We start from the raw sequence: 20,219 nt of genomic DNA, 5'->3' as shown, positions 1-20,219 counted from the left end.
AGGTATTAATGATATGGTTGATGCAATGAACCCTATTTGTTGTTGTTTTTATTTTTAGGTACTTGTGTACCTGGTTCTGCTTTATCCTCAGAAGCCTCTAATACAGTAAAGGTACTAAGGTGGTTGGTTTCCACTGAAACTCTGCCATCATTATAAACAGCGCCAGGTACCAGTTTCCATTCTTTTGCTTGCTCATTAAAATAAAATACTTTTAAATTTTTTGGTTCTTTTACTTTGCGGCCATCAAGAGTAAATGTTAACGTAATTGGTTGTTCAAATTGTTGAATTTCCTTTCCGTCAATGGAAATGGAAAAGTCGTATGCAGGGCTTTTCGCTTTGTTGATTTTTTCTAAACGGTCGATGGTCATTTCAAAATTTCCCTTAGCGGTGATGTCGGCCGGGATCAATAGATTCACCTCATCATTCATTACATTTAAAGGAATGCCATTATCCTTTGAAAACTGTGCTTGTTCTTTTGTTAATGATACTTTTGCAGAATGCTCTGTTCCAAGATCGATAAAAAGGATAAGCTGTGCTTTAGCAGCACGGAGCTCCTTACTTGCAGTATCTAATTCAGATTGAGTAGCTTGAGTGTTGTTGTATACTTCTTTTGCCTTAGCATAAGCTGTTTTATAGATACTATAGGACTCCTTTGTAAATAGAGATTCATCCAGGTTTTCTAATAATAGTCCTTTTAAAACGGAACGATCAGGTAATAATTCTTTATTGGTAGATGTATTCAACTCATAAATAACCGGTTGAACATTTCCCCAAGTCAACTTAATTTCAAAAATATGATCATAGGTTGGATTATAGAAAGTATTTAAACTTTTATCCAGGACACCTAGCTCAACCCATTCATCTTTACCCACTCTTGCACTTACGGCAGCTTTTGAAATGGATTTTGAACCTTGCACAATTGTGATCACTGCTGCATCTGTTTTTTCTGAAAGACGGTACGTTAATGATCCATTTGTTCTATCCGTCATATTCGGTTTATAAGCTGTTGTTAAGTCACCATCCAATAAACGTTCAGGAGCGAACCCTTCTTCCTCGATTGGATCGGTAACATAGGTTGGATTGTTCTCGGTTTTAACATATTCGCCGCCATTAATAACGAATTCATTAATATGAGCAAATCTTGTTAAATAATTTGCTGTAAAGAGAATTCTAATATATTTGGCCTTAATGCCGCCTATATGATCATTACCATAATAATAGTTTCCTGGGTTAGCAGAATCATGTGTGTAGCCATCTGCAATCATGTCCGAGTAATCCGCTTTACCGCCTGCAAGATTGTCTACGCCATCGCCTAAAGTAATCACATCTGTCCAATTTTCGTTGTCCATGGACAATTGTACTTTGGCGTCTCGGATATAGTTAATATTATTTTCTTCGTTATACACACGTAAACTATTAAAAATTCTAGGCTCGCCAACTGAATATGTGATATACTGCCCTTTTCTCTGATAATCAGCAAAAATAGCCTTCGTGCTAAAGTTTTTATCGAAAGGAGCTAGCAGTGTCCCCGCATTTCTTGAATCACTCCCCGCATAGGCAGGAGAGATTCCCATATCCGTTCCGACAAAACTTGGTCCATAGATTTCCTTAGAGGAAACGCTAAATTTATTCAGGTCAAATGTAATATCTTCATCAGTATTGTTAAATAGTCTTACATATCGAGCAATGGTTCCCTCATTAGGAGTTTTCCATTCTACCTCATTCGCTGAAGCCTGCAGGGTTAGTTTATCGCTTGTTGCATTTACTGTTACATCCTTAAGTTCTTTAATGCGCTCTAATTTTACTCCCACATATTCTTGTGGTTTCAGAGTAATACCTGTTGTTTTGCTTAGACTAGTATTTTCAAGGGTATGCTGCGAAAGGATGTTTTTATAATTAGTATTATTAGTGTACGTATATTCGGAAGACGATTTTGCAATATCAATGCGAATTTCACTAAACTTGAGCCATACGTTTACATTTTTTAGGTTTTTCAGGCGGACATATCTTGCTTTAATACCTGTTAGGTCTGCTTCAATTTTATCCATCCCTGATGCCTTACCTGCATATTGCTTAAACATCGTGTAATTTACATTATCAGTTGAATATTCTAACTGGTATTCTGTCCACTTGTCACCGTTATCCCTACCTACAGCAAAGTAAACTTTGCCTAAATCAAAGGACTTTTGTAAATCTACACCAATATAATCTCCGGCAACAGACGTATCTTTGATTGTACCTGAAGGGTTATACCAAATAAAAGTTGTGTCATTGCCATCAAATAGATTGGCTTCTGTTCCTTGATACGCTTTAAAGTGTGGCGGAATCATTAACTGATATTGTGGTGTTTCAATTCCTGTGTTGGTCTCGTTTACAACGATATCTTTAATACCGAGCCATGTATTGGTACGATCCTTCGTTGCGATTAAACGAATACCTCTTGCTTTTAGATTTAAATTCTCTAATACTACTTTACTGACATGACCGTATAATGCGCCTTCAATATCCATCCAGTTTTCCCCATCAACGGTGTATTGGGCCTTACTTTCTGTAAAGGTGTCATTGGCATTGCCAGCTTGTCCTAATTCAAAGCGTACTGAATTAAGGATAAGAGGTTTTTCGTATAGTACCCCAATATACGTGCCAGTCGAAATAGAGTTAGGATTTTTAAAGACCACTTCGGTACTTGGTTTGTTATCTAAAAGATTCTCTAAGTCTCCGGTTGGAGCATCTGTCCGGTTTGTAATCACTCTGGCAAAATTACTGTCCGGATTAACAATCGATTGAACCTTAATCGATACATCATTTAATAATGTTTTGATAAATGGGACGATATGCTGCACGCCTACTTCTGCATATTCATAATGGTCAATGTATCGGAACGGATGATTCTTCGATGCATCGAAAGAAGCCTGGCCTTGACTATAGTTTTCCCATACAGCAGACTTATCACCTTGTTCATGAGCCATTTCCGCCTTTAATAAGAAAATAGCTGCATCGGCCGTATCGACAGCACTATCAAGCCAATAGACAATCTGATCCCTTGTTCTTGGATTACCGGGGTTTTCCTTGTAAGTAAGTGCCGCATCACGAATGACTTCGAATTCTTTTAATAACGCCTGTGCTTGCTCGGTAATTTTTCCTTTACCTAAGGCTGCTTTGAATGCATTTAACTTTGGAGCCAATTCCACTGATTCTTCTAATTTAGCAACACGGGAATCCATAGCTTGGTTAATCATATGCTTGGACAACTCTCTTAGAGCATTGGAAGCAGGAGTTTCATTAATGTTTAAGTGATCCATGTAAGCAAATGAGTCATTCCAGTTTTTCTTTGCTTGATCAACATTATCCCAAATATTCCAAGCGTAATCGGCATTAGCAAAAATAGCTGATTTGCTTGCTTCAGATTGTTGCATTGGATTTAATACAATACCTTCTATATTTTCAGGGTTCACATTTGGCTGTAAGAATGTTTCATTCCCGCCCATAATTAGGTGCTTTTTAGAGTTATCCGTACAAGGCCAGTTGATCCATAAGAATGGTCCTCTGCCAGCATTATTTGTAAATGTCTGAGTGAAATTATTTGAAACCTCTCCCCAAACCTTACCACCGGTTTGAATCATGCTAACAGACTTTGGCAATTGCTTTAACGTCTGGATTTGAGCGCTGCTTCCATTTCCCATATAATCATTTGGACAGAAGATCATATCGGTTACTAAACCATCATAGGCTGCTTGTTGCTCAATTAACCAGTTAGTTAAATCGGTCATCAATTTTACATACGTCTGGGCCCCTTGTGGTGGAACTCCTGCATCATCCGCCAGAATACCAAATTTTCGAACTCCTGCATCCAGTAATTGGGTAAACTTCGCTTTAATAATATTTAAGTCTGTTTGATAATTTTCTTCGGTATTAAAACGAATGGCATTATTCATAAATGGATGAAGTGTATATACAAATCTAGTTTTACTAGCATTACCGGCTTCAGCGAGTTTGCTGATTTTCTCAAGCTCAGCTGGTGTATATAATTCTCTCCATTTGCCATTATGCTTTGGATCATCTTTTGGTGCATAAATATATGAATTCATTTTGAATTCACCGCCATAGGTCATTAATTCGGCGCGATCTTCATTTGACCATGGTTCTCCATAATATCCTTCAATGAAACCTCTGCCTTTAACATCTGCATAATCTTTAATGGTTAAGGCCTGAATGGTACGATCCTTCATTTGTTTGAAAATATGTTTGACAGTTGTGACACCATAGAAGGCAGAATCGACATCTTTTCCTAGTACTGCAATGACGTTATCATCAATCGAGATGATATTGGCATCAAGCTTTGCTAGTATGGCGGCATCACTTAATTGCTTATCTTTAAAATACTGATCTACATATTCTTTTGACTGATAGACACCGACTAAAAAGTTCGTTTTATCTGCTGCTATTTCATTCGATATTGTAAATTTAATATTTTTACTCGCTAGTATTTCCTCTACTCTTTTTTTAGTATAAGAATCAATTTTAGATTCATATACAATATTTAATGTATTACTTATCTCAAATTGTTTATCTTGATAATGAATTTCGTGAGGGTTTGGATAAATTTGATATCTAACGGTTTCTGCCGCAGCATGTAATGGTGCATTAAATCCACTTATTGTACTAAATAGAACAGCTAATATGATAGCTAGATTTAACAAAATTCCTTTTTTCAATTATTCCCCCTACTTTCTTAACGAATGAATATAAATCGATCTTTGTCTTAAGAAATGAACATTCATAACAACCTTAATCATGTTCAATAGTAAATTTTATCACCCCCTAAAATTAGAAGTTCCTGCTCTGTTACGGATTAAAAGTTTTATGAAAAATAAAAGGGCATGGAAAACAAAACCAAGAATCCTCTAAGGAATTCCTGCGATTTGCTTTCCATGCCCAGTATGAACCGGTCACATGAAACTCGATATATAACCAAATTATAAAACGTTTACAATTTTAAATCAACCGGTTTTCAGATTTTTCAGTCTAGGAGAGTATAATTTTCCTCGCCTATTCAATCTTTGGGGAGCCAGTAATCCCTAGCGCACACAACCTCATTTTCTCATCCCTTGTTTAGCAAAGGCCGTTCCTGCAGGTATAAAGCTAAATCTGGACAATTCCCTTCAATAATGTCATTTACAATAATCCTTGAAAGCAATTGGCTGTAAACCGTCCCATTATCACCAAAGGCAAATAGGAAGTAGCTATTAGGATATTCTTCATATTGACCGATAATCGGAATACCGTCTGCTGTCCCTCCATAAAATGCAGATAAGTAATATTCTGGCTGTACTTTAATAGTGGGAAACATTTTATTAAATTCTTCAATCAGTTTATTCTTTTTGTGAATTAGTTTACTATCGCGATCCTCAGGATAAGTGGTATTATCATCCAGTCCGCCAATGATAATCCGGTTATCTCTAGTTGTCCGCATATATAAATAGGGACGAGCGGTTTCCCAAATGAGTGTCCTGTTATACCATTCCGAGAGATCTTCGACTGGATTAGTTGTTACCGTATATGTACTTACAAAAGAGGCCTTTTTCTCTTTTCTGATTTCCATTCCTTCATAACCCGCTGCAAAAATAATATAGCGGGCTTGTATGGTATGTCCGTTTTTTGTAGAAACAATCTTCTTTCCTTGTTGTTTATCATAATGGTGACCATTCATTTCCGTATTTTCATATATACGGATTCCTTTTCTTGCAGCGTAATCCACTAGTGCATGGGTGAATCTAAAGGGGTTTATTTCTGCATCGTTGTATGAATAAATGGCAGCATCCCTGCTAAAAGGATATTTTGCTTCAATATCTTCCTTTGTTAAAAAAGTAAGTTCACAGTTATGCTGCTTTAAAAATTCATATTCCTTTTTAAGACTTTCAACGTCTTCTGCACAGCTTGCGGAATACAGAGTATCTCTTCTGTTGAATTCACAATCAATGGTGACGTTCTTTGAGGCTGCTTCAATTTCCTTTATGGCGTCCTTCAGTAATTGTAAATGCCTCTCTATGTAACCTTTACCAAAGGTATTGATCATATTTGTAAACATTTTTTCACCGGAGTATTGAAGGAGGGCTGTGTTCGTACTAGTACTGCCGCTGCCAATGGTTGATTTTTCAATTACAGCTACATCTAAATCAGAATCAGCAAGATAATAGGCACACTGAGCCCCGGAGCTTCCTCCCCCAATAATTAATACATCACAAGAAAGGTCTTCTTCCAATGCTGGGTATAATGGAGCATCAGGAAATGTAGTGGGCCAATAATAGGTTCCAGATTGTAAATTCATTGGGATCCCCCAGTTATTAAGAAAGTTTAATGTTAATATGTCCAACCTCATTTGGTCCATGCAAAAATCATAGGGAACTGTACAAATAAATAGAAGAGGTGCCCAAATGCCAATGGATTGGAATCATGACTATTTTTTAGTGCTAATTCTTTGGAAAGTGCCCCAATTTTCCTGCCTTGCAAACTGGGGATAAGCGGACATAAACTGAATGATGATGGGGGCTTGATCTAAATGAGGGTATCTGTTGAATAAAAACCTATCGCCGTATCTAATAGCTGTTAATGCAAGAGGTAATTCACGTCTAAATATTTCATTACGTTTTGCTGAAACAGATGGCTTAAATTCTCCTTGATCGACGTGCAAATAAACACAAAAACATAAGGAGCTTCCACATTGTTTCCATTCGCCCAACACTTCATCTCTCAAAGGATTAATTTTATCCCAGGCATAATGAATTCCGATGTTTAAAAATAGTTCTCCGGTAACATCAGAGTGAGTTAGTGTGTAACGCCTTGGAATAACGGGTTCCGTTGCCGCAGTACCGTCCATGTATTCCACAGATAGTTTTTCTGGGTAAAAAGTGCTCAAGTCATCAACTCCAATCAATCGGTTTTTTATCAGTATGCTGATGACCGTTTGTTTATTCCTTAAATATATTCCGCCATTATGAACAAAGGCAGCTCTCGTGTACTGATCGGAGCTGCCATTTAGTTTTAATTAAATAATGACAGGAAGGAGAAAGGAAACACTAAATCTCAATGATTTGAATTAGCGACTTTATCCTCGAATGCAGTTTGTGGCCTCTTAGCATGTTTCTCTATTGCTGCTGAAAGGACACCATCCGTCATTTTGTAAACTTTGTCACAATAGCCAACAAGCCGAATATCGTGAGTCACCACAATAGTAGTTGTTTTTTTCTGCTTCGTTACTTTTTTCAATAGCTCCATAACTTCATAGGCACGGTCCGAGTCAAGGGAGGCTGTAGGCTCATCAGCTAAAATAATCGAAGGATTGCTGTACAGTGCCTTAGCGATGGCTACACGCTGCCGTTCCCCGCCGGATAAGTCGGAGGGATATTTCATGAGTAAGTCAGCGATTCCCAAGTCCTCGTATAGTTGATCTCGCTCCGTTTTTGACATATTCCCCTTTTTCACTTTGTCTAATAGTTTCAATTGATTGGCCACGGAGAGGAAGGGAATCAGGTTCGACGCTTGTAACACAAATCCGATTTCTTTGAGCCGGATTTGTGAGCGTGCTTTTTCATTTAAAGAGGTTAGGTTTTGCCCATTGATTACTACATCCCCTGAGGTTGGTGATAATAATCCCCCGACAATCGTGAGAAAGGTACTTTTTCCAGAACCAGACGGGCCAATGATTGCAATCAACTCACCTCGATCGGCAAGAAAATCCGTTTCCTTTAAGGCTTCCACTTTCGTATGCCCGCTTCCAAAACTCTTCTTTACTTGATGTAACTCCAACACTGCCATGGTTTAACCTCCTATCGCTTTCAGTGGATCAATTCTAACAATCGTGAAGACTGAGAAAACAGCACCAGCAGTTGCAACAACCATTAGGATTAACCCATAGAACACCATCAAGGCCAAATCAAACGAAACCGGAACAGCTTCCGGTAAAAAGGCTCCTGAAACAAGTGTAAAGGCAAATCCTAGCGTTGTCCCGATAAACGCTAAAATAAAGGTTTGTGCCACAACAGACCAAGATAGGTAAATGCTGGAAATGCCTTGAGCCTTCATGACCCCGAACATACTTATCTTCTGCACAGTTAAAACATACAAGAAAATCGCTACGATGATGGATGAAATACCAAAGAGGAAGTAAATCATGAAATTTAAGGTAAGTTTTTGTTCAGTATAGCCAGGCAAACTTTGAATGAAGGATTCAATCTCAATGGAGTCCAGCTCCTTATTTTTGGTCATATTTGAAATAGAATCATCCTTTACAACAATTCCATTAATTTGATCTTTTTTCTGATCCGCTGCTTCGCCAAATTTGACTTGATGGAAGGTGGCAAGATTGGCATACAGAACAGGTGCAGCATTAAACCTGGCATCGTCTGTAAATCCAACAATCGTTAACTGTTGGTCACTGGAGGACAAGGATAATGAATCACCTAATTTGAATCCTTTGTCTTTAAGTGAATCGTCAGCAATCACTTCATTTGCTTTTTTAAAAGTCCTTCCTTCCGTCACATTGGGCATCAGAAATTCCTCTTTGTTAATACCAAAGAGAGATATATTTTGCTTGTTGTCGCCGTTGCTGGCAATCGCGTTTAGTTGACCGATTACAGCCGTTTTTTTCGCTTTAATGTCGTTAAGCTGCTTGATCGACATGGATGATTGATACAAGCTTTTATCTGATTCATCGGTAAGGATAATAGCCGACGCTTGCCATTTATCAACCGCTTCCCTATTCAGACTAGCGAGACCAGTTGCAAGTCCGGAGAGAAAAAATACAAGATAGGAAACTAGCATTAAAATCCCTGTAATCAAGGTGAAACGAAGTTTATTTTTTTTGATTTCCTGCCATGCTAAAAACACCATGTCACTCCCTTTCTCATATTAAAATTCTATTTATCTAATTATTATCGGAGATAAATTGATTTGTCAAACCTTTGTATAATAAAATATTAAAAACATTATACCTTGGTTCTGGCATTTTGTAATCAGGAAGGATATTGTCAACTTTATTCTTTGTCCAATGTTTATGGTGATAACGTTGTACAAAGTACAAGTATTCGTTATACTAATTATGCCTCCGGGGATTCGGATAAGGTGTTAAGGGGATGAAATAGATGATTCAATCCGATGAAAATGGATTATTTGCGATTCAACAAGTCGCAGATATGACCGGATTATCGAAACAAGTGATTAGAAAATGGGAAGAACGTTATGGGATTATTCAACCGAAGCGTTTGGAGAATGGATATAGAATATATAGTCAACAGGATGTCAAAACGCTTTTAAAAATCAAATTACTTTCGGAACAAGGCCATTCGCTTAAACAAGCTGCCCATCTTGTAAAAGTGTTTGCTGAAGACCCTGAGGTACCAATACAGAAGGGAAAATCCCCTGATTATGAGCAATGGAATGAGTATGTCTTTCAGCTTCTGGAAAAAGGCAAGCACTGTGATGAAATAGAATTAAATTTTATCTTAAAACAGGCGTATCATCATGTAGGGCTGGAGCGTTTTTTAACCGATATCGTGGTCCCTTTTTTAAAAGAGGTAGGAAGAAAGTGGGAGACTCAGGAGTGGGATGAATATCAGGAATCGGTATCGAGTCTGGTTGTAAGGGATTTCTTGGTTCAAATTCGAAGAAATTATCAATATCGGGAAAATGCTCCGTTCGTGCTCGGAGCATGTCTGCCATATGAACATCATGAAGTACCACTGCATTTGATCCTATTGCGTTTCATGATGAAAGGATGGAAAACCCAATTAATCGGAGCTTCCCCTGCTCCAGGTGCGATTGAATCATTGGTAGGCAAATTAAAGCCAGATGTGGTCTTGTTGTCCGCTACAGCTACCATACCATTTGAAACAGACCCTAAACTGCTGCGGAGATTGGATCAATTTGCTGAAAAGCAAAAGGACATAGCTTTTTACCTTGGCGGCCAAGGGGCAGTCTCTAATCTCTCCGGCTATAAACCACGGGCCATTACTGTGACAAATTCTATTGAAGACATATTAAAATAATCTATTCTAAGATAGCAGTAGGAATCGACCTACTGTTTTTTACTATAAATTTTATTAAGGAACAATCATTAATAATCTCACTTAAGAGCCAAATTAAGAGCATTAGAAATAAAATACGTTTTTAATGTTATCATCATTATAGGGGGTAGGAGAAGAGTCTGCACGGCTATAGTGCTAGAGGCATCTTGAGGTCGGCTGAAAAGAGCTCCTTGGAATCTGCTGATAGGGTCTTATTTGAATTGGCTAAATAAAGAAAACAACTTTTCTTTGGTTAAAAGAAAGGTTGTTTTCTTCCTTCTTTTTATGTACCATACTACTTTATTTTGGAACAGATATCCCAAGGTTGCCCATTTTTCGATATAAGGTTCGTACACTTACTCCTAAAGCTGTAGCAGCTTGCTTTTTTCCTTCCAGGTCGTAGCCATACTGGTGGAGTTTTTCGATAATTACCTCTTTTTCCGTATCTTTCAATGCTCCATTCTTTGCTGAAATGGATGGCGGTATGTCTTTCATTAAGAAGTCAGGTAGGGAGGCTACTGTCAACTTCATAGTTCTTTCCATGTTCATACTGTACTCGAGGACATTTTCTAGCTCACGGATATTCCCAGGCCAATGGTATTCCTTTAATTTCCCTAAAAAATTCTTATCATAAGAATTTATAAATTTTCCAGTTCGTGTTTGTAATTTTTCCATTAAATTTTGAACTAAATCTTCAATATCCTCTTTTCTTTCTCTTAATGGGGGTAAATGGAGAGGAATTACATTTAACCTGTAATAAAGATCTGAACGAAACTGTTTGGTTTTCATAAGGTTTTCTAAAGGTTGATTAGCTGCAGCTATAATTCGGACATTTACTTTTTTTGTGATTGTTCCACCAATTCTTTGTACCATACCATCCTGCAGCACCTTTAAAAGCTTTGGCTGCAAATGTATAGGAAGATCAGCAATCTCATCCAGAAAAAGTGTCCCTCTATCGGCCATTTCGAAATATCCAGGTTTCCCTCTCTTTTTCGCTCCAGTGAAGGCTCCTTCCTCATAACCAAATAATTCGCTTTCAAACAATGATTCCGGAATGCTGGAGCAGTTGATTTCCACAAAGTTGCCTTTGCGAAAGATGCTTTGCTCATGAATGAGCTTTGCAAGTAGGCTTTTTCCTGTTCCTGTTTCTCCAGTAATGAAAATAGAAGAAGAGCTATTTTTAATATTTTTTATAAGCTCCTTTAATTTGTTTAGTTTATAGCTGTTTCCAAGGATGTATTCAGTGTGTTCTCGCTTTTTCTTAAATACGGAACAGCTAGAATCATTAAGGTGACTTACAATAATATCACTTAATTTTGACATCCAATAATCGTATTCTTTTTGATGGTCAATCATTTTATCTTGACCATCTGAAGAAAAACTCACGAATGAGAGATATCCATAATGATTTCCGTTTTCTACCATGTTTTTCACAACTTCTGCCGTTGATGGGCAGTTATTTTGAAAATGACAACCTTTACACATCTTCATATGGCCAGGTTTTTTTACAAAACTAATAGGATGTTCATATTGTTTTTGAAAAAAAGACAAATAGATACGGTTTCCTTTCCTTTTTTTATACTCTTCTGTCGATGCAATCAATACTCCTTCTGGATTAAAGAGAGCAATTTCAATTTGTAAAAGCTCTGCAAATGCATTAATCACTTTGGTAATTGCAATAATCGAGGACATCAGTTAACACTCCCCTTATTTGGATAATCTTCTAGATTTGAAGGTTAAAAAAATCATGGTGTTTGAGTTATCTTCCCTACTATCAATTACAAAGATTAAGTAGATTACTGATGAGTATAATGATAATTCGGATAGTTCAGAATTGTCAATCTGTTGACGGAATTGACAAATTAAATTCTAATTTTTTATTAAAAACTATTGATTTTTCAACCATAGTAAGTTGGCACATTTATTGCATATTTAATTAACAAAAGAAGTTTCATAGGTAATTTCTAAGTAAAAAACAAAAATTACATTAAGAGGAGTGTTTTTATGAAAAGGAAAGCATCATTAGGTCTAATTGTTGGTTTTCTCTTACTTTTTGTTTTAAGCGGCTGTGGATCCAATAGTTCTAAAGTATCAGGAACAGAAGATGGAAAAAAAGAAAGTAATAAAAAAATGGAACTGGTAAATGACGGGAAACTAACTTTTGCCATGAGTGGTTTACTTAAGCCACTCAATTATAAAAAAGACAATAAACTAGTAGGATTTGATGTTGAAATTGGACAGGAAATTGCTAAGCGGATCGGGTTAGAGTCCAACCCTGTGACAAACCCATGGGAGACAATTATACAAGGGTTAAAAGGGAAAAAGTACGATGCAATCATCGGCAGTATGACTGCAACAGAAGAACGTGCGAAACAAGTTGATTTTTCAGATCCCTACTATATTTCTGGTGCACAAATTTTTGTAGCTGATTCCAATAATACTTTGAAAACGAAAACAGACTTGAAGAACAAAAAAATAGGGGTTATGCAAGCAAGTACTTATAAACAACATGCCGAGTTATATACGAAAGATATAAAAAGTTTTCCAAGTGATATTTACGCCCTTCAAGACCTTGAGCCTGGCCGTATTGATGCTGTTATTACAGATAAGATCGTTGGGATATCTGCTATGAAAGAATCAGGGTTAAAAATCAAACCTGTAGATGATATTCTAACAACTGAAAATATTAGTATTGCGGTTAACAAGGATAATCCAGAGCTGCTGAAGGAAATCAATAAAGCCATTAAGTCTATGATTGAAGATGGTACTTATAAAGAGATCAGCGTTAAATGGTTTGGCGTAGATCTTTTAGCAAAGTAAAATCTTTAGTGCTTTTATATCCTTAGGAGGTGAAGTAAATTTGAATTTTATAACAAGTATTGCATCTATTTTCGAAACGCATGGTATTGAATTTTTAAAAGCAGCCTTGCTAACTATTGAACTAACTGTGGTTTCGTTGGCTATTGCTATGATAATTGGTTTGGTTTTTGCCTTTTTTAAAGTTTCCAATATTACAATTCTTAGGAAAACAGCTGATGCTTATATTTTCCTAGTACGTGGGATGCCTTTGATTGTACAGCTTATGTTCTTGTATTACGGGATTTCAAGTGTCTTCACACTAAATGATTTTACAGCAGGTGCACTTGCTTTAGGAATTCACTCTGGTGCCTATATAGCTGAAATCTTCCGAGGATCGATTCAATCGATTGATCGGGGACAAATGGAGGCAGCTCGTTCCTTAGGAATGCCATATGCTCTTGCGATGCGCCGTATTATTCTCCCACAAGCATTAAAAAGGGCAATTCCATCATTAGGAAACCAATTTATTATCGGTTTAAAGGATTCCTCACTTGTAGCATACATTGCTGTCACAGAATTGTTCAATCATGCTCTCTCTGCTCAAGCTGAAAACTATATGCCGTTTGAGACTTATTTTGTGGTTGGAATTTATTATCTAACTCTGGTGCTAATATTCACCATAATCTTTAACAAAATTGAGAAGAGGTTAGATGTAGGCAAGAGTAAGAGTAGGAGGGGGAAACGATTTGATCAAGGTAAAAAAATTGTGCAAAGCGTTTGATGGATTGCAAGTTTTAAATAATATTTCTATTAAAATTAAGAAATCAGAAGTTGTGGTACTAATTGGGGCAAGTGGTTCAGGAAAAAGCACTTTATTAAGATGCCTTAACTTTCTTGAGATAAAGAATAGCGGAGAAATTGAGATTAATGGCCAAGTAATCGATACTAATAAAACGGATTTAAATAAAGTACGAGAAGATATGGGAATGGTATTTCAACACTTTAATCTGTTTCCGCATATGACAGTACTGGATAATGTAATTGAGGCGCCTGTTCGTGTAAAGAAGAAAAGTAAAACGGAAGCAATTGAGAAGGCGATGAAGCTTTTAAATAAAGTAGGATTGGCAGATAAAGCATACCAATATCCTGAACAATTATCTGGAGGACAAAAGCAAAGGGTTGCAATTGCCAGAGCGCTAGCCATGGAGCCCAATGTCATATTATTTGACGAGCCCACATCTGCGTTAGACCCCGAACTTGTTGGCGAAGTACTTGAGACTATGAAAGGTTTAGCAAGGGATGGAATGACCATGGTGATTGTTACACATGAAATGGGGTTTGCCCGAGAAGTTGCAGACCGTGTAATTATGCTAGCAGATGGGAAGATAATTGAGGAAGGTAGTCCAAGGGAATTTTTTACTGAACCGAAGGAAGAGAGGACCCGTCGCTTTTTACAACAAGTGTTATAGTAGAAAATTTCAGAGACTATTAGAAGTGAATTCAAGCTTAAAAATTGGAGAATATAATAAGCAATTTGAGTGCAAAAAAGGAGCGAGTGTATAAATGTTATCCAGTCGTGAAGATGTATTAAAATTAACTGATTATTTAGTAAACATTGAAAGCGTTGTCAATACCGTTGGTGAAATTGATATTGCAAACAGTTTATATAATATCATAGGAAAACTTCCTTACTTTCAAAAAAATCCTTCTCATCTTATTATGTCGAGAACAGAGAATGATGAAATTGAACGGTACAATGTACTTGCGTTTGTGAAAGGTACAAAAGAGAAAAGCAACAAAACTGTAGTCTTAATGGGTCACATTGATACGGTAGGAATTGAGGATTACAGTCATTTAAAAGATAAAGCATGTTTTCCTGATGAACTAATAAAGGCACTATCCCATGAGGATTTACCAGAGCTTGTTAAGAAACATTTGAAGTCAGGTGAGTGGCATTTTGGCCGTGGCGTTTTAGATATGAAAAGCGGGGTTGCAAGTCATCTTTATCTACTTAAATACTATTCTGAGCACCCTGAAGAATTAATTGGCAATCTAATATTATTAGCAGAGTGTGACGAAGAAGATAGTTCCCATGGTGTTTTATCTGCGCTTAAGGACTTAAAGAGATGGAGAGAAGAGCATCAATTTGATTATCAAGCTCTTATAAACTCTGATTTTGTAGCGCCACGATTTGAAGGAGATGAAAAGCGTTATATATATAAAGGGACAGTTGGAAAACTTCTACCTTCCTTCTTTATTACAGGTTCGGAAACACATGTAGGTTCGAGCTTTGAAGGGTTGGATCCAAACTATTTAGCAGCGGAGTTAACAAGGCAAATTAGCTACAATCCTGAGTTATGTGACGAATCATTAGGAGAAACTCCTGTTCCACCCGTTTCTCTAAAACAAACAGATTTAAAGCCAACCTATACAGTACAAACAGCATTATCTGCCTACGTTTATTATAATTTCTTTATACATTCCTGGTCGCCTAAAGATGTACTAATCAAGCTTAAGGAACAAGCAGAAATCGCATTTGATAATGCGTTAATGACTTTGAAAGATAGACACCGAAAATATTGTGAAAGAAGCGGGACCCCTTATAAAGAATTACAATGGAAAACTAGAGTACTAGTATATGAAGATATGCAGAAACAGCTTGTTGAACAGCACGGAGAAGCATTTATCCAACATATGAATACATTTAAAGCAAAGCTTCTATTAGACAAAACGCTCGATACGCGAATGTTTGCAGCAAGGGTCGTTGAAGAAGAATGGAATTGGATGAAGGATAAAAGTCCGGCCATTATCTTGTTCTATTCTTCCCTCTATTCACCTCGCGTGGAGTTAACTGGTAAAAATGAACGTGAACAAAAATTGCTAGATGCACTTAATCATGCAGTTGAAGCTGTTCAAACACATTACCCTTATCCAATCGTAACGAAGAACTACTTTCCATACGTGTGTGATATGAGTTGTGTGGCGTTAAGCGATGACGAAGAAGGTATTCGGGCAGTAAGTGAAAACAATCCTGGGTGGGGTACAAAACATTATGTAGATTATCAAGCAATTCGAGACATTAACGTACCCACTATCAATATTGGACCATATGGCTATGATGCTCATAATAGGTACGAGCGGATGGAATTGCACTATTCAACTGAAATTGTACCGAATATTACAAATGAAGTTATTTGCAGACTATTAGGCATGGATAGCAAGCAAACTACTAAGCACCTAGCTGACAAAACAGTATAAAAAGACATGGCGAAAATTTATTCAACATAAATTAGTATGGAAATGAGGAGTTTCATATGGCAGTTAGTAAATATTCGGATAGTCTACAAAATAAACGTGTGGTCATCACTGGTGGAGCAAGTGGAATAGGCCTTGCTACTTCCATCCGCTTCGCAGAAGAAGGTTCTATCGTTACCATATTAGATAATAATAAAGATAGTCTTCACCGTACTCTCAAGGAATATCCAGCCATTAAGCATGGGGTAGTTGTGGATGTAAGTAACCCGAATGAAGTTAAAGATGCTTTTGAAGAGATTGATTCTTTAATGCATGGAGTAGATGTGCTGATAGCTAATGCAGGAATCAGTGTGAGGTCTAAATTTATTGACATCACTCCGGAGCAGTGGAAAAAAGTCCTTGGAATTAATTTAGATGGAATTTTTTATACCGCCCAAGAGGCAGCTAAACGTATGCTTTCTCAGGGGAGTGGTGTTATTTTAATGACTGCTTCAACGAATGGGGTAGTTGGACATCCGTTTTACGCAGATTATAATGCATCGAAAGCAGGGGTCAATCTATTAGCTAGAACAATGGCACTAGAGCTTGCACCAACGATTCGGGTTAATACTGTTTGTCCAGGATATGTTTTAACACCGATGCAGATTTCAGAATATACCCCAGAAATGTTGGAACAAGTTAATGAAAACATCCCTTTAAAGAGACATGCTCTTCCAGAAGAAGTAGCAGGATTATATGCATTTTTAGCATCTACAGAAGCAGCTTACATTACCGGTCAGCATATTCCAATTGATGGAGGAGAACTGGCATAATACATTAGCAAACTATTAGAATTAACGTTAATTGTCCTATCTTTATCTCAATACGATATATGGATTTAAAATGGACTAAATTTCTATAAAACTAAAAAGCTAGGTGGTTAAACCTAGCTTTTTAGTTGCTTATTCGGAATGGTGTTTGCAACAATCATTATGCTTTTTAGGGTAGAACTTTGATTATTGGGATATTAGTTAAAAGGAAAAATGAGGTGAAGAGAAAATGATTCCAATAAGAAAAAAGAATTTAGAATGTAAGGACCAAGAAAGAATCAATTCATTTTTGTATCAGGAGAAAACCGGATTTTTAGGACTGGTAGATGACAAACTCCCATATGTGATTCCTCTTAATTTTGTTTGGATGGACGGAGCTATCTATTTTCACGGAGCAGTTGAAGGGAGAAAGGTTAATATTATTGGGGAAAATGCCAAGGCCTGCTTTACAGTCAGTGCAAATCAAGGAACATTAACAGATCCTGTCCCTGCTGAGACAGATACAGCCTACATGAGTGTTATGATTTTTGGGGAGGTGGAATTGGTGACAAAACTTGAAGAATCGGTCAAAGCCATGCAGCAAATGCTTGATAAATACGTCCCTGGCTATTACGATAAGCCCTTATCAAGCTCTCATGTTGAAAAGTATCGTTCCTCGCTCGGTAGTTGCACAGTTATTTATAAAATAAAAACGTTAGAGATGAGCGCTAAAGAAAATCCAATGCAGCTCGATAAACTATTCTATCATGGAAAAACCCAGCATCATGACAGAACGAGATAAATAAAACAGGACTGTCTGATAAGTCCCTGAAATGAAACAATCTATAAAAAATAGGACAAAGGAGCGAACTCCCTTGTCCTATGATTTCTTAGTCCTGCTTATTTTGTGTAGTTGTCAAAGTAGCCTTGAATAAAGATAATAGGTGTACCCTTATCGCCGCTGCCTGATGTTAAATCGGACAGTGAGCCGATGAGATCTGTTAGTCTGCGTGGGGTAGTCCCTTGAGCTTCCATTGCTCCGACTAAGTTCTCCTGTTTCTCATCAATGTATTTAGAAATGGCTTGCTTTAGTTCTTCACCTTTTAAGTCAGCAAATTGATTATCAGCCAAGTATTTTAATTTAATTTCATTTGGTGTTCCTTCTAACCCAGCGGTATAAGCTGGAGAAACAACTGGATCTGCCAGTTCCCAAATCTTGCCTACAGGATCTTTGAATGCACCGTCGCCATAAATCATAACTTCAACTGTTTTTCCTGTCTTTTCTTTCAAGACCTCTTGAATTTTGTCAACGACAGGCTGGCAATTACGTGGGAATAGCTTTACACTATCCTCTGTTGCTTTATTTGAGCCTAATAAGCCATAAGACTCATTGAAACCGCTGCTGTCAATCGATTCAGAAAGAATATTATCAAGACTATAAATTTTTTCGCCGCCATTAGCCTTTAAAATTCGTTTCGTTCTAAATCTTGAATGAATATCACAGCAAAGCACACTCTTTGTGTAATCTAAGATCGTCTTCGGATTATTCGAAAAGATGACTTCGCATTCCACGCCATATTCTTCAATTAAGGATTTGTAATAATCGATATAATCCACGCCCGTAAATGTATGTTTGTTATAACCAAAGTACTCACGGAATTGGCTTTCTGTTAAAACATCTGTCCAAGGATTTACCCCTTTTTCATCAAGTGTATCTAAATCCACTAAATGATTGCCTACTTCATCAGAAGGATAGCTTAGCATTAATACAATTTTCTTCGCCCCTTTTGCGATCCCGCGAAGGCAAATAGCGAAACGGTTACGGCTAAGGATTGGGAAAATCACACCGATTGTATCATCACCAAATTTGGCTTGAATATCTTTGGCAATATGATCAATGGTTGCATAGTTACCTTGAGCACGTGCAACAACCGACTCGGTAACGGTTACAATATCTTTATCCTGAATGGTAAAGCCTTCAACTTCTGCTGCTTTTAATACACTATCAACAACGATTTCTTCAATGTGATCTCCTTTATTGATAATCGGGCAGCGAAGCCCTCTGGCGACAGTTCCTACAACTCTTTCCACAAAAATCCGCTCCTTCTTCTTAAAATTGTTCATTTTAGTTTATTTAATAAAAAGCTTCACTTTATTTATGCTAAAACATTAACGATTCAAACAGTATCTACTTGTAATATACGGGTTTTAATGATATAAGTAAAATTAATATATCTAATATGCGGTATAAGAGGTAGTTATATGATAAGTAAATTAGATTTGTATTATGTTTTTTATACAGTTGGTAAAAGTAAAAGCTTCTCCAAAGCGGCAAAAGAGCTTTATATGTCACAGCCGGCAATCAGCCAATCGATTGCACAATTAGAAAAGGAATTAGATACAAGGCTTTTTAATCGGATTTCGAAAGGAGTAACACTGACGGATGAAGGAAGTTTATTATTTGAATACGTCAGTTCAGCCCTTCAGTTTATACAAGCTGGTGAAGAAAAGCTTTTAGAATTTAAAAATTTAATCATTGGTGAATTTAAAATTGGGGTTAGCGATACCATTTCCCGTTATTTTCTGCTTCCCTATTTAGAAACTTTTCATAATCGATATCCAAATCTTAAATTTAAAATAGTCAATGGAACAACGTGGGAAATCATTGCTGCCTTAAAATCTGGAGAAGTGAACATAGCCATTTGTAATCTTCCTATTGATGACAAATCATTAGAAGTAAAGCCTATATTTGAGATTCAGGATACCTTTGTATATGGCGAAAAATACCGAAAAATATTATCTAAGCCGATTAACCTTGAGGAATTGGTTAAGCTTCCGCTTATTTTATTGGACAATTCCAATTCAAGGAGATATGTTGAAGAATTTTTCCTATCAAAGGGAATTATAATCCAGCCGGAATTTGAATTGGGTTCACATGAATTGCTGCTAGAATTCGCTAGGATCAATCTTGGCGTTGCTTGTGTGACAAAGGAATTCTCGGAACAGTTTTTGAGAAAAGGATTACTTCGCGAAGTGACCTTAACAGATCCAATACCAAAAAGAAGTATTGGCATATGTTATTTGAAAAATGTTCCATTAAATCGAGCCGCGGAAAGGTTTGTTGAAATTATTGAAAAAAAGCTCATAAGAAATTCTTATGGGCGTTTATAAAAATAATGGAATGTAATAATTGTTAAATTGATAATATACTTGATTAAATGGGAAATGTTTTACAGAAATAAATTTGAGGTATTAAATAAGAATAAAAATTAGTCTAATTTCTTTGGAGAAACTTTGTACTTTTACCAGCTTTTAA

The 20,219-nt window shown here is 36.8% G+C and carries 15 protein-coding genes; 8 read left to right on the top strand and 7 right to left on the bottom strand.

Going from position 1 to position 20,219, the window contains the following annotated elements; all coding sequences use genetic code 11:
* Nucleotides 1–32 precede the first annotated feature (32 nt).
* From A6749_RS12125 to A6749_RS12105, 5 genes are all read right to left on the bottom strand, one after another.
* Complete coding sequence (locus A6749_RS12125) at nt 33–4,715, bottom strand: beta-N-acetylglucosaminidase domain-containing protein (RefSeq protein ID WP_066389860.1); 4,683 nt, start codon at nt 4,713–4,715, stop codon at nt 33–35.
* Nucleotides 4,716–5,101: 386 nt separating this feature from the next.
* Nucleotides 5,102–6,328, bottom strand: coding sequence for an NAD(P)/FAD-dependent oxidoreductase (locus A6749_RS12120; RefSeq protein WP_066389859.1), 1,227 nt, complete (start codon nt 6,326–6,328; stop codon nt 5,102–5,104).
* A gap of 129 nt (nt 6,329–6,457) precedes the next feature.
* Entirely contained in the window at nt 6,458–6,916 is a 459-nt protein-coding gene (locus tag A6749_RS12115) for a staygreen family protein (protein ID WP_066389858.1), read from the bottom strand.
* 167 nt (nt 6,917–7,083) lie between these two features.
* The gene (locus A6749_RS12110) at nt 7,084–7,815 is read right to left on the bottom strand and encodes an ABC transporter ATP-binding protein (RefSeq protein ID WP_084797818.1); all 732 of its coding nucleotides are present in this window, start codon (nt 7,813–7,815) and stop codon (nt 7,084–7,086) included.
* 3 nt (nt 7,816–7,818) lie between these two features.
* A complete protein-coding gene (locus A6749_RS12105) occupies nt 7,819–8,886 on the bottom strand; it encodes an ABC transporter permease (RefSeq protein ID WP_066389857.1) in 1,068 nt (355 codons plus the stop codon).
* A 254-nt stretch (nt 8,887–9,140) separates the two neighbouring features.
* On the opposite strand from A6749_RS12105, the gene A6749_RS12100 reads away from it, so the two are divergent.
* The gene (locus A6749_RS12100) at nt 9,141–10,043 is read left to right on the top strand and encodes a MerR family transcriptional regulator (RefSeq protein WP_066389856.1); all 903 of its coding nucleotides are present in this window, start codon (nt 9,141–9,143) and stop codon (nt 10,041–10,043) included.
* Nucleotides 10,044–10,361: 318 nt separating this feature from the next.
* Here the strand turns inward: A6749_RS12100 and A6749_RS12095 are convergent, their stop codons facing one another.
* Nucleotides 10,362–11,753: a sigma-54 interaction domain-containing protein gene (locus A6749_RS12095; protein ID WP_084797817.1), complete on the bottom strand. Its 1,392-nt coding sequence runs from the start codon at nt 11,751–11,753 to the stop codon at nt 10,362–10,364.
* A gap of 312 nt (nt 11,754–12,065) precedes the next feature.
* On the opposite strand from A6749_RS12095, the gene A6749_RS12090 reads away from it, so the two are divergent.
* The 6 genes from A6749_RS12090 to A6749_RS12065 all read left to right on the top strand — a co-directional run bounded on the left by A6749_RS12090 (nt 12,066) and on the right by A6749_RS12065 (nt 17,705).
* Nucleotides 12,066–12,881 carry an ABC transporter substrate-binding protein gene (locus A6749_RS12090; RefSeq protein ID WP_066389854.1) on the top strand — a complete coding sequence of 272 codons (816 nt, stop codon included), beginning with the start codon at nt 12,066–12,068 and terminating at the stop codon, nt 12,879–12,881.
* A gap of 49 nt (nt 12,882–12,930) precedes the next feature.
* Nucleotides 12,931–13,641, top strand: coding sequence for an amino acid ABC transporter permease (locus A6749_RS12085; RefSeq protein ID WP_407937528.1), 711 nt, complete (start codon nt 12,931–12,933; stop codon nt 13,639–13,641).
* Entirely contained in the window at nt 13,607–14,329 is a 723-nt protein-coding gene (locus A6749_RS12080; RefSeq protein WP_066389852.1) for an amino acid ABC transporter ATP-binding protein, read from the top strand. The genes A6749_RS12085 and A6749_RS12080 overlap by 35 nt, the downstream gene beginning before the upstream one ends.
* Nucleotides 14,330–14,423: 94 nt before the next feature.
* On the top strand, nt 14,424–16,118 hold the full coding sequence (locus A6749_RS12075) for a M20/M25/M40 family metallo-hydrolase (RefSeq protein WP_066389851.1): 1,695 nt from the start codon (nt 14,424–14,426) through the stop codon (nt 16,116–16,118).
* Between the two features lie 56 nt (nt 16,119–16,174).
* Nucleotides 16,175–16,927 carry an SDR family NAD(P)-dependent oxidoreductase gene (locus A6749_RS12070; protein WP_066389850.1) on the top strand — a complete coding sequence of 251 codons (753 nt, stop codon included), beginning with the start codon at nt 16,175–16,177 and terminating at the stop codon, nt 16,925–16,927.
* Between the two features lie 226 nt (nt 16,928–17,153).
* Nucleotides 17,154–17,705, top strand: a complete 552-nt coding sequence (locus tag A6749_RS12065; protein ID WP_180321126.1) for a pyridoxamine 5'-phosphate oxidase family protein — start codon at nt 17,154–17,156, stop codon at nt 17,703–17,705.
* A 98-nt stretch (nt 17,706–17,803) separates the two neighbouring features.
* Here A6749_RS12065 and A6749_RS12060 read toward each other — a convergent pair whose 3' ends face one another.
* Nucleotides 17,804–18,994, bottom strand: coding sequence for a coenzyme F420-0:L-glutamate ligase (locus tag A6749_RS12060; RefSeq protein WP_066389849.1), 1,191 nt, complete (start codon nt 18,992–18,994; stop codon nt 17,804–17,806).
* A gap of 171 nt (nt 18,995–19,165) precedes the next feature.
* On the opposite strand from A6749_RS12060, the gene A6749_RS12055 reads away from it, so the two are divergent.
* The gene (locus A6749_RS12055; RefSeq protein ID WP_066389848.1) at nt 19,166–20,074 is read left to right on the top strand and encodes a LysR family transcriptional regulator; all 909 of its coding nucleotides are present in this window, start codon (nt 19,166–19,168) and stop codon (nt 20,072–20,074) included.
* Nucleotides 20,075–20,219: the final 145 nt, after the last annotated feature.

This window comes from Neobacillus mesonae (assembly GCF_001636315.1).
Taxonomy (GTDB): domain Bacteria; phylum Bacillota; class Bacilli; order Bacillales; family Cytobacillaceae; genus Neobacillus; species Neobacillus mesonae.
This window is presented reverse-complemented; position numbering and strand designations above follow the sequence as displayed.